The organism is Psychrobacter sp. 72-O-c (assembly GCF_904846605.1).
Lineage (GTDB): Bacteria > Pseudomonadota > Gammaproteobacteria > Pseudomonadales > Moraxellaceae > Psychrobacter.
In genome coordinates this window covers 1-11,204 of the sequence record NZ_CAJHBI010000053.1, presented here as the reverse complement: position 1 = coordinate 11,204, position 11,204 = coordinate 1, and the positions used below count along the sequence as shown (strand labels likewise).

Sequence of the window (11,204 nt, the reverse complement as noted above, 5' to 3'; positions counted from 1 at the left end):
AGGACTGATAGCTTATTGTTGGTTTCCCTACAAACCAACCCTCAAAAATGTGGCTGGCTTTAAAGAAGTTGGGGAAATATGAATGTTATCAGTAGCTTAATGGAGGACTTATCCCGAATTCAGGTTAGTTAGCTCTTTTGATCGGACACGCTTTTGGATGTTCTAAGGTCTTTTTTTTTGCTAATACTCAAGCGCTTTAAGGCGTTATGAATACCTGTTGGGCTACAGTTTAATCGACGGGCTCGCTCATACTGATAATCATCAGGATGTTCTTTGACATCATTGAGGAGAACGTCATCCATTATTTTATGAGGCTTAGTTTGCCTTGTTACTTTGCTATGGACACGTCTCTTCCAGTTTTGTATGGTGGTTGGGCTCAGATCGTAAAACTCAACCGCTTGAGCATAGGTCATGCCATCATCTAAGCTTTTAAGTACCTGTTTACGAAAATCTAGTGAATAAGTCATGGTTATTTGTGAGGTTAATGGTTTAGTTACTTTAATTTATAACATTTTTAAAAGGATTTGACTATATAAGGACCTAAGAAAATAGAAGTCTTTATACCGTCATCGATAAGCTATAAGGAGATAGTTCAGTTGTATAAAACGTGGTTTATTTCAATAGCGTAGCTTTTGACACAATAAGCTGTATTGGCATAAGCTTGATAATAGCGTTTGGTCTAGGTCAAAGAACATTTTAAAGGGTAATGAAAGCAGTAGTGCACTCACTACCTATTAATAACTTATCCACGAATAAGGTAGTAGCGATTAGGCGCATAAAAGAATCTCTAATAGAGTTTTGTTACCATTTGGCAAGCGGTCACGTAAAAGAGTTTTACTTATCGTTAAGTCGCCCCTTATAATGAGGTCGAGCATGTTAACAACAACTATTTCAATAATTTTGGGTATCAGCAGGGTTGCTGTGATAAATCTAATTAGCCCATCATGACATTCATAAAGGATAATATTATGGCAGTTTTTTTAACAGACGCATGGTTCGAGCAAGTTGAGCAGTTAGGTAATGAGGCCGGTGAGCTAAATCTGCCGCCAGCACTAGCGAATATGATTATTAACCTGAAAGTCTCTGACGATGATCAAGATATTGAGGCTAATTTTGCTGATGGTCTATTACACCGCGGTTTGAACGATGCTGCCAGCACTACTTTGCTACTTGACCGTAGCCTTTTACAATCGATCATCACTGATTTCGATATGAATGAAATCATGGGTGCATTCATGAGTGGTAAAATCCGTGTTGAAGGTGATATGTCACAATTGATGGCAGTACAGACTGCGCGTCCAAGCGCAGAGCAAAAAGAGCTATTTGATAAAATTAAAGCGATGACGACAGTAGCTTAATTGCTTATTTACTAAAAAAACTAAGTCACAGCGATTTTTTACATTCCTATATCGTATGTCCGAAGTTTTTTTGATTCAGTTAAGCATTCAGTCAAAAAAAAGCCCCTAACATTGAATTTAGGGGCTTTTTTCGATTTAAAATTTGTTGTTACGACAATTTATGTCAGGCAGCTATGTTAGCTAGCTTACGTCTGCTTGTTTGTGGCTTGGTTCTCTTTGTAAATCGCTGCTTGTAACCATATATTAGCTTGTATATAGTCGTTGACTTGAATAGCTTTGGTACCGGCTGTACTCATCGCGCCCATACGAACTACGAACGGATCAGTATCTTGCTCACGTAGTATCACGACATCAAATAAAATAACTGACTTGCGATTAAACAGCGTTTCTTGTTTGCCCAGCACTTGACCCTGACACCAGGCTTCATCTTCTTGTCCTAAGGTATCACCGAACAGATAAGCACACATATGGCCTAAGTTAATTTCTACTGGCTCCATCTGCTCTTTAGTAGTCGGTTGCCAATCTTTAATCTGTTCTTGAAGATCGTCTGGCACTTGACCGTCATTAGCAGCAACGATATCGTTAAAAGCACGGTGATAGCGAATGGCTTCTTTGTCCTCAACCATTATGACTTCATTTTGCTCGCTGAGGGTAATTTCATGCGCCCAAGCGCTAAAATTCACAAAATAAGTAGTGTTTTGTTGGTATAAGTAGCGATTGGCGGTATAAAGCTGATCAAAGGCATAAACAATACTGCCATCAGTACTACGAAGGCGCAGTACCGCATCGTGTGAGTTGTCGTTGACAACCATACGCTCAATCTTACAGGTAAGGCCATAGGGACCGTCGACGCAGGGGTAAGCGTTAATAAAACGTTCAGGCTTACCGTCTTTCATCGCCAGCACTTGATTGATATGACAAGGCTGGTCTTCTGATAATAATAAGCAGCTGTCTTTAGCGCTGGCATTGCCGTTAAGCCCTTTGGGTAGCGCTGCGTGTTCAATCATTTGCTGTAACCACTGCGGCACATCATGACTCATATCGTCGGTTAAAATACGCCAATGATCAGCATGACCGGCGGTTTTTTCGTCGCTTAAAGTAATTTTGGTAGGAGATTGTACGTTTTTATATTGATAATTGATGGTCATGAAAATACTCAAACTTAAGTCAGCCATGAAGTTTGGACGCTAAAATGTCTTTGCTCATATGTCCGCCAATAAATAAAATCATTGGTCTACAACAGATAGCAATGGCACTAGTAAAGGGTCAGCAAACAACAATGATGGGTTAATGACAATTGTCCCTAGCATACAATATATAGGTATAGACGCAAGTAATAGCAAGCCCCTCACAAAAAATAATAACAAAGTAGCAGATTTTATTAGAGAATACGTCCAGTTTTCGCTAATGACTGGCACATGTCAGATAAATTGTGTCAAACTATCCCCCTTTTGACAGCTCCAGTTATATAACCAGTTGAGTAAATAGTTAGATAAATAGCTGGCCTGTCTAGAACCATATTTGTGTGTTCGATTTATATAGTGGTCTGTATATCAGGATAACAGATATAATGCTCAACGCATTTGATATCACTGGTCTTAGAGCTTATATAAGGTCGCACGTATATAAGATAAAGAGTTTGAATATGTTTCGTCCTTTAGCGTTATTTATCGGCTTACGGTACACTCGAGCAGAGCGCAGTAACCGCTTTATCTCTTTTATATCACTAGTTTCAATGATGGGTCTGACCCTTGGCGTCGCCGTTCTGATCACAGTGCTATCGGTAATGAACGGCTTTGATCGCGAGCTAAAAACCCGTATTTTGGGCATGGTACCGCAAGCGACCGTCATCTCAACCGAGGTTATTGGTGACTGGAAACAGTTGGCTGATCGCATTAAAGAAGAAGATCCAGAAGTTGTGGCAGTAGCGCCCTTTATTCAGCTGCAAGGAATGCTGACCTCAAATGGTCAAGTGGCAGGAATTATGGTCACTGGCGTCGATCCTGAGTACGAAAAAAATGTCTCAATTATCAACGAACACATGACCGAAGGCAGTATTGATACTCTAAAAAGCGGTGATTTTAGTATTGTGCTGGGTCAAGAGATGGTGCAGTCGTTAGGGCTGCGCATCGGGGATAAGGTCACCTTAGTGCTACCCGAAGCGTCACCATCACCTGCTGGCGTGATACCACGCTTTAAGCGTTTTACTTTGACGGGGATATTTAGTATCAGTCCAGAAGTGGACAGCCTCATGGCATTTATTCCTATGAATGATGCGGCTAAATTGCTACGTCTACCGGATGGGGCGCAAGGTATTCGCATGAAGCTTAATGATCTCTTTACGGCGCCGATGGCGGCACAAAAAGCAGCGGCCATTGCGCCTGAGCAGCTGTATCCTAACGATTGGACGCAAACTCATGGCAATCTATTTGGCGCAATCCAAATGGAAAAAGCTATGGTTGGCTTGCTGCTGTTTTTGATTATCTTGGTAGCAGCGTTTAATATTGTCTCAAGTTTGGTCATGCTAGTAACGGATAAAAAAGCGGATATTGCTATTTTAAAAACTTTTGGCGCTTCCCCTCGATTGATTACCCAAATTTTTATGGTACAAGGTGTGGTCATCGGTTTCATTGGCACCATCGCTGGTACTATACTGGGCATCATATTTGCGCTAAGTATTAGTGATATCTTGGGCTTTATTAACCAAAGCTTTGGTTTGAACTTATTTGATGCTTATTTTATCAATTATCTACCTTCAGAGCTGCGTTTGGTCGATGTCGTATTGATTACTGGTGCTTCATTTATTCTTAGCTTTTTGGCGACTATATATCCAGCACGCCGAGCAGCTAGAATTCAGCCAGCACAAACGCTACGCTATGAGTAGCGTGTAGCACGACTAATAGCGCAACTCTAAGACAAAATAGTTATAAGTTTTATCTATTAATGTTGATTGGATTTGACGATAAGTAACCGCATAAGTAATAACTTAAGTATAAATAAAGGAAACCGTATGTCTGCCATTTTAGAGGCAAGCAATATTAGTAAAATATATGATGAAGGGGCAGTACGTACGCAAGTGCTGACCGGTTTGGACCTTACCGTTACTCCTGGCGAGCGTATCGCTATCGTTGGCACCAGCGGCTCGGGTAAAAGTACCTTATTGCACTTGTTAGGGGGACTTGACACGCCAACCAGTGGTGAAGTGTGGCTACATGGTAAGTGTCTCAATCATATGAATGAAACCGAGCGTGGCGCGATGCGTAATCAATATTTGGGTTTTATTTATCAGTTTCACCATTTGTTGGCGGAGTTTACAGCGGTAGAAAACGTCGCTATGCCGCTATTGATGCGTCCAAAGATATCACCCACAGAAGCACGACAACAAGCGATTGAGATACTAGAAAATGTGGGATTAGAGCACCGTTTGGATCACAGGCCAGGCGAGCTGTCAGGAGGTGAGCGTCAGCGTGTGGCTATTGCAAGGGCCTTGGTGACTAAGCCGTCGTTGATTCTGGCAGATGAGCCGACCGGCAACTTAGATTATGATAACGCACAAAGCGTTTTTGGTCTGCTGTCAGAGCTACAAAGCACCATGAAAACCGCGTTATTAATGGTCACCCATGACCGTAATCTAGCAGCGCTTGCTGATCGTCAGTTACTGTTACGTAATGGGCATTGGGAAGAATACTAAAGCAAGATTGTCAGCGTAAAAATATTAAGCTGTTAAATGCTTATTGTATAGATAATATTGTGTAGAGCTTATTGTGATTGACCCTAGTAAACAGTCTTATTGTGGTATCAAAATTGTGGTACAAAAAACGTAATAACAAAGAGGCAGCCAAATAGCCGCTTTCCTCAATCCATAAGGACTTTTATTATGAATAAAAATGATGATCCGATCGCCGCTTTTGGCAGTTTCGAAGAAGGTGATAATCCATTAGAGCCATATATTGACCCTACGTTATTCGATACGCTTGACAGACAGGCACAAGTAGAGCTGCTAACACCAGCCTTCGATGCCTTAACATTAGCGGGTGTTGATTACGACCTAAAGGTTCAAAATAGTGCCGCTGGCAAGCGTTACACTCTATTTAAAGACAAAAAAGTTATTAATATCCTAATTATGGACAATAAATTTACGGACCATATTCTTGACGATATAAATAAAAATAAAGAAGAATAAAAACAAAGAAGAGTAAAAACCGAAAAGACAGTTGATAGTGCTGAATAAAAAAAGTGAATAAGAAAAAGTGGCTTATAAAGTTAGTTTATTAGAATTTAGGAGGTTTATCGGAAGGGTCGTGCAGGCGTTTTTGCCAACTAACAACCGTCTTATAGCGCCATATGGCTTTAAACGTTAAGCCACAAACTATACTGGTAACTATGGCCAGTATAGTCAGGCCCAAACAAAAAGCGGCTATTGATACGGTACCTTCATAAGTGATAAATGGATTGGCACCATCAGACAATATCCACAAGCTAAAGTCAGTGATCATCCTACCTATAACCCGTAAGCTAATCATCGGTACATCAAGAATATTGGCACCAACATAGTAGCCCGCATAAAAAATAGGAAGGGTAGTAAGAGGATTAGTAATCCACGTCAAACCCAGCGCCATCGGTACGTTAGCGCGAAAAATTAGTGAGCCAATTAATGCCAATAACATCTGTCCAGGCAAGGGGAAAAATGCACTGAACACACCAATATATACTGCTTTATTTAAGCTATGACGGTTAAAATGCCACAGACGAGGGTCAGCTAAGTGCGGCGCAAATAACTTTAAGGTGCGGCTTTCTAATATTTTTTCGGGCGTAGGCAGCAGATTTTTTAGTCGTTTTTGGGGCACAGGCTTGCCTTTAATCATTAACTACAGTCCGCAACGCGTAACGCGAGAGGCTGGCATGCAACAATATTATTAATAAAATGTGGATAAAAGATATTATAAGAAGAAATAGAACGGTAATGGCGGATCATTATAAGCGCAAGCCGTTTAATCAGTATAGGGTAATATAAATAGAAATGCTATCGTCGGTATTTAGTGAATTTTTACTGTCCATCACGATTTAATTTGCTGACCTTAACGTACCCTAATCTCAGTGCACATCTCAATCGTCACGCATAGCTATCGATAAACGTATCTAAAACATACTAAAATCATCAAGCCGGGAGTGCTAGTGTACTGGTTGATAGGCATTCTTATAATAACTGCCATGATAGGCGCTCTAGCGGTCGCGAACAGTATAGCGTTGCCGTTCAGTCTGCTGTTAGAAAATATGGCCACTGTTTCTATTGGGCTCTTATTATTAATCACTATTACCATTATCTTAGCACTCATCACCCAGCGCAGTGCGCTATCCTCAGGGGATACTAACAAGCTTTTTTATCAGAACTCTTCCCAAAGCTCTTATCAACATTCCTCTGAAAGCTCTCCTCACAATTCGCTGCCTATTTTTAGCTTTTCTCTTCGTATTCTTCGTTATTCTCTGATAGCGATATTAGCGGTCGTATTGATTGTTGGTAGTGCGCTGCAGGCTTTGGTCAGTTATCAACAAGCAGAGGCTACGGCAATCAACGAACCTATGCGTGTAAAAGCGTTGGTTACTATCGAGGGAGTAAGTGACAGCATCTATGATCCTACAACCAACAGTGGCTATCGGCAGGTCGCTACCATACAACATCTATCACCACTAGTTTCTGCATTAACAACTCAAGACTTAAATAACGCCACTACTAATTATATTGAGAACGTCAATAATAGCCTAAGTAGTAATAACTCAAATAACAATAGTGATGAAAGTATAAAGTATCGTCTATTACTCAATGCCTATCCAAAAAAGCCGTCTGAAGATACGCAGATAGCCACTGTAAACGATTTGCAGCCCGGTGATCAATTATTTATGACATTAGCGCTTGCACCCCTTGCCACATCCCAACAAGCGATTAATAATCCATCAGGTTTTGATAGCTATCGTTGGTTACGGAGTCGTCATCTTGATGGGGTGGCCACCATTATAACGGTTGGCACACCGATTGCTAAGATTAGTAATTCACAAAGACTGATGACTTCCCCTGATTCCTACCTTAAACACTTCCGTACTAGTATTGATCAAGGGCGCTGGCAATTACGTCAGCACTTTTACCAAGAGTGGCTACAGAAAACCACCGCCGAACAGCAAGCAAAGGCAGTAACGCTCAGCCTACTAACTGGCGATCGCAGTTTAATCAATCGTGACACTAAAGACTTGTATCAGCTGGCAGGTATTTCGCATTTACTGGCTATTTCTGGTACCCATGTGTTGTTTTTGGCGATTATGCTGGCAGGCGCGGCTGTGCTACTTGTTGACCGTATTTCTCCAATACTTTATCGCTATATACCGCGCTGGCAAGTTCGCTGGTTAGTGATGATTAGCGCCGCTTTTATTTACGCCTTGTTTACAGGGTTTGATGTCCCAGCTGCCCGTACCGCATGGATGTTATTGGCTGTTGGAGCAGTACGTTTGACCTTGTTGCCAGTTAGTACCATGCGCGTATTGTTAGGATTGGCAGTATTGATGGCGTGGTTTGATCCTTATGTGTTGTGGCAAGCAGGTTACTGGTTGTCTTTTATTGCGGTGGCACTAATATTAAAGTATGACAACACACTGCAGACGCAGAATAAGACCGTAGTTAGAAATCGGCAGCAGCAGACAGGCAGGTATAAATCTAGAGTGCTTGTTATTCAGATAGGGCGGATTTTTAAACGCTTATTTAAATTACAATGTTGGCTATTTATAGCGCTGTTGCCCCTTACTTTATTATTGTTTGGTAAGGCGTCACTGTGGGGTTTGGTAATTAACTTATTTGCCATCGGTTTGTTTGGCTGGGTGATTGTGCCATTGAACCTACTTGCAGGACTGTGCTACTTATTATTGCCCGTAGTAGCTGATAGTATTTGGGCGCTAGTCAGTGCCATAGTGGCCGGCTTACATGAGCTAATAATATGGCTGACGACCTTACCGTCATTAAAAGGCGCATGGCTATATACACCGGTGAATACCGGTATTCTATTAATGGCTTTATTAGTCATGCTGCCTTGGTTATTACCACGTGGACTTATTAGTCGCTGGTTGGCGCTACCACCGCTAACACTATTAACGATGACTATATATGCCAATCAGCAAGCTCTATCATTGACACCGACTTTATATGTTTTGCCTACTGGCGATCGCTATTTGAGCGCTGCTGTATTGCAGTATCCCGTTGCTGACAGCGAGATTGATGACAGTAAGACTAAGGATATTAGTACTAACAAAGGCAATAAACGCAACAAATTATCGACTACGGATAGTGTTAGCTGGTTGTTCTTAGCCGATCATCGAGGGGATAAAACCCGCACCATGCCAAGCTCGCTAACGGCTGATAAACTTTCCGCGACGTTAGAGCAGCAACTACGTACCTTATCAATTAAGCGCTTAGCAGGTATTATTGTGCAAACCAGTAGCGTCGCATTGACAGATACACTGGTTATTAAAAACGAGCGTGATAAAAAGAAACGTGATAATGCTAAAGATAGCGCCTCTGAACTGTTACCTATGATTGTGTCACAGTTAAGCCAACGCTTGCCAACCAGCCAATATTGGCAAGCAGGGCGTAGTGATCAGTGGTCCACACTACAACAAGTTTATGTTCAAGCTGACCAATCTAAAGAGAGATCCATTATCAGCGCCCAAAGTTGCGAACAAGGGAAGACGTGGCAGCTTGCGAATGGCGATTTGACATTAAAAGCTGAGACTGGCTGGCCTACAATAAAAGATGTCAGCGTTTGGGATTGTACCGTTGCCATCGACAGTAATTTACCTATTAAAATTGTTCAGTACAATGCTACTGATCCTCAGCGCTCTCCGCGATTGGCCGGCCAAGTGTTAAATAAAACAGCCATTCCGATCATCAATAACGCTGCTATAAAAGACACTAAGCAATTAAGTAGCCAGCAAAGAGATAGTAAGCAAAAGTATAGCCAGACTGCAGCTAACCAAACCCGTATCATTCTTGATGTGGCCACTCATCAGCGTGTCTGGCAATTGTGGTCGCTTCTGTGCACAGCCAAACCCTTTTCTATTAATAATACTTCTGACAATTCAGTAACTTGGCTCAGTCACAGTACCTCGCAAGTGTCTGCTGAGGTATTGAGCGTACAGCGCGTAGGTGAAGTTATTACCTATGATGATAAGCCCTTAAAAGTGGCGTTAACCCTTGGTGTTGATGATGCTGAGCGTCAAACAGATTGAACGGCCATAAATAACTCAGCAATAACGTTATAATTTATAGTTTCTCATGCTTCTACTATTGAACCGTGACCGAAATATCACCATACTCTTTATACTTATATCAATTCATACTTATATCAATTCATACTTATATCAATTCATACTTATATCAATGTAGCTGTATCAATACAGGTATATAATAAGGTGAAAATATTCGAGTCTTCTCGCTATATTTATGTTTTTATATCACCTCTTTTATTGTTTTAGACTATTTTTACTTAGGAAGTTATATGCCCAACTGGCCACCAGACCCTAATAAACGTCCTGAAAATTCGGCAAACCAGCCAGCACCCATGCAACAACAGCCAAGCCAGCCTAGTGGACAAGAATGGCGACTTATCGAAAATACCTTGTTGGCTAGTGTGGTAGAACAGCGCCGCGCAAGGCGTTGGGGTATCTTTTTTAAGCTACTGACTTTTGGTTATATTTTGTTGATATTTTTACTACTAGGGCGTGGTTGCACCAGTAAAGCACCGACTGGCCTTGAAGGTATTGATACCAGTAAGCCACATTTGGCGGTGGTTGAATTGCAAGGTACGATCAGTAGCGGCGATGTGGCCAATGCTTATGATGTTAACGAAGCTTTGACCCGCGCCTTTGAAAACAGCAACTCTAAAGCCGTTGCGCTGGATATCAACTCGCCTGGTGGCTCACCAGTACAGTCCGACAGAATCTGGCAAACCATGATGGATTTGCGTCAAGAATATCCAGATAAGAAGCTTTATGCCGTCATTGGTGATATCGGTGCTTCAGGTGCGTATTATATAGCGTCCGCAGCCGATGAAATCTATGTTAATCCATCAAGCTTAGTGGGCTCTATTGGGGTCATTATGCCAAGCTATAATCTTGAAGATTTAATGGATAAGGTCGGCGTGGAAGACCGTACTATTACTGCTGGCGAATACAAAGATATCTTAAGCTTGACGCGTCCTCTAACAAACTATGAAGAGCAACACGTAGAAAAAGTGCTGGCCAATACCCATAAGCACTTTATCGACGCCGTTAAAGAAGGTCGCGGTGATCGCTTGAAAAACCCTGAACAAAATAAAGTGTTTTCAGGATTGTTTTGGACTGGTGAGCAGTCTATTGCATTGGGCCTAGCGGATAAAGCGGGCAGTATTGCTAGTTTAGAGAAGCAGCTTGAGCTTGAAAACGTCGTGAATTACACGCCAACAGATCCGTTCTCGATTTTTATGGATCGCTTCGCTGTCAAGATGGGTGCGGGCATCGGCTCAAGCATCAAGCTTGATGTGTTGCCACAAGAAGAAGGCAATGCACAGATGCGCTAGTAGTGGCATTTCCTTAAACCAGCGTTTAGTTGAGATGGTTTACTTAACATCAGTTACTCAATATCATTTACATAATCACACTGTCATAAAGACTGAGTCATACATAATGGCTCAGTCTTATTGTTTTATTACTTAGATTAACACATGAAGTGCAATTTCAAACAGCAGGTGAAAAAGAGGCCTAGATGCGCTAGCATCACAGTTTCTATCCACCACCAAAGTGAGATTGCAACCATGAGCTATACACATC

At 41.7% G+C, this 11,204-nt stretch carries 9 protein-coding genes; 6 read left to right on the top strand and 3 right to left on the bottom strand.

The genetic code is table 11. From position 1 onward, the window contains the following. Nucleotides 1–128: 128 nt before the first annotated feature. A complete protein-coding gene (locus JMX97_RS13305; RefSeq protein ID WP_201558886.1) occupies nucleotides 129–467 on the bottom strand; it encodes an IS630 transposase-related protein in 339 nt (112 codons plus the stop codon). Between the two features lie 501 nt (nucleotides 468–968). On the opposite strand from JMX97_RS13305, the gene JMX97_RS13300 reads away from it, so the two are divergent. Continuing rightward, nucleotides 969–1,358, top strand: a complete 390-nt coding sequence (locus JMX97_RS13300; RefSeq protein ID WP_201558884.1) for an SCP2 sterol-binding domain-containing protein — start codon at nucleotides 969–971, stop codon at nucleotides 1,356–1,358. Between the two features lie 185 nt (nucleotides 1,359–1,543). Here JMX97_RS13300 and JMX97_RS13295 read toward each other — a convergent pair whose 3' ends face one another. Further along, nucleotides 1,544–2,506 carry a hypothetical protein gene (locus tag JMX97_RS13295; RefSeq protein WP_201558880.1) on the bottom strand — a complete coding sequence of 321 codons (963 nt, stop codon included), beginning with the start codon at nucleotides 2,504–2,506 and terminating at the stop codon, nucleotides 1,544–1,546. A 497-nt stretch (nucleotides 2,507–3,003) separates the two neighbouring features. On the opposite strand from JMX97_RS13295, the gene JMX97_RS13290 reads away from it, so the two are divergent. The 3 genes from JMX97_RS13290 (at nucleotide 3,004) to JMX97_RS13280 (ending at nucleotide 5,541) form a co-directional block, all read left to right on the top strand. Next, complete coding sequence (locus tag JMX97_RS13290) at nucleotides 3,004–4,242, top strand: lipoprotein-releasing ABC transporter permease subunit (protein ID WP_201558878.1); 1,239 nt, start codon at nucleotides 3,004–3,006, stop codon at nucleotides 4,240–4,242. A 126-nt stretch (nucleotides 4,243–4,368) separates the two neighbouring features. Further along, nucleotides 4,369–5,049 (top strand): lipoprotein-releasing ABC transporter ATP-binding protein LolD, encoded by a 681-nt coding sequence (lolD, locus tag JMX97_RS13285; RefSeq protein ID WP_201558875.1) that lies wholly within the window; start codon nucleotides 4,369–4,371, stop codon nucleotides 5,047–5,049. A gap of 186 nt (nucleotides 5,050–5,235) precedes the next feature. After that, entirely contained in the window at nucleotides 5,236–5,541 is a 306-nt protein-coding gene (locus JMX97_RS13280) for a hypothetical protein (protein WP_201558873.1), read from the top strand. Nucleotides 5,542–5,629: 88 nt separating this feature from the next. Here JMX97_RS13280 and JMX97_RS13275 read toward each other — a convergent pair whose 3' ends face one another. Continuing rightward, on the bottom strand, nucleotides 5,630–6,205 hold the full coding sequence (locus JMX97_RS13275) for a DUF2062 domain-containing protein (RefSeq protein ID WP_227671613.1): 576 nt from the start codon (nucleotides 6,203–6,205) through the stop codon (nucleotides 5,630–5,632). A gap of 364 nt (nucleotides 6,206–6,569) precedes the next feature. On the opposite strand from JMX97_RS13275, the gene JMX97_RS13270 reads away from it, so the two are divergent. After that, nucleotides 6,570–9,626 carry a ComEC/Rec2 family competence protein gene (locus tag JMX97_RS13270; RefSeq protein ID WP_227671612.1) on the top strand — a complete coding sequence of 1,019 codons (3,057 nt, stop codon included), beginning with the start codon at nucleotides 6,570–6,572 and terminating at the stop codon, nucleotides 9,624–9,626. 269 nt (nucleotides 9,627–9,895) lie between these two features. Further along, on the top strand, nucleotides 9,896–10,954 hold the full coding sequence (gene sppA / locus JMX97_RS13265; protein WP_201558867.1) for a signal peptide peptidase SppA: 1,059 nt from the start codon (nucleotides 9,896–9,898) through the stop codon (nucleotides 10,952–10,954). Nucleotides 10,955–11,204 lie beyond the last annotated feature (250 nt).

Bases quoted from the DNA above. Each gene is read 5' to 3' on its own strand.
- JMX97_RS13305 (WP_201558886.1), bottom strand. From the start codon at position 467: ATGACTTATTCACTAGATTTTCGTAAACAGGTACTTAAAAGCTTAGAT.
- JMX97_RS13300 (WP_201558884.1), top strand. From the start codon at position 969: ATGGCAGTTTTTTTAACAGACGCATGGTTCGAGCAAGTTGAGCAGTTA.
- JMX97_RS13295 (WP_201558880.1), bottom strand. From the start codon at position 2,506: ATGACCATCAATTATCAATATAAAAACGTACAATCTCCTACCAAAATT.
- JMX97_RS13290 (WP_201558878.1), top strand. From the start codon at position 3,004: ATGTTTCGTCCTTTAGCGTTATTTATCGGCTTACGGTACACTCGAGCA.
- lolD (WP_201558875.1), top strand. From the start codon at position 4,369: ATGTCTGCCATTTTAGAGGCAAGCAATATTAGTAAAATATATGATGAA.
- JMX97_RS13280 (WP_201558873.1), top strand. From the start codon at position 5,236: ATGAATAAAAATGATGATCCGATCGCCGCTTTTGGCAGTTTCGAAGAA.
- JMX97_RS13270 (WP_227671612.1), top strand. From the start codon at position 6,570: ATGATAGGCGCTCTAGCGGTCGCGAACAGTATAGCGTTGCCGTTCAGT.
- sppA (WP_201558867.1), top strand. From the start codon at position 9,896: ATGCCCAACTGGCCACCAGACCCTAATAAACGTCCTGAAAATTCGGCA.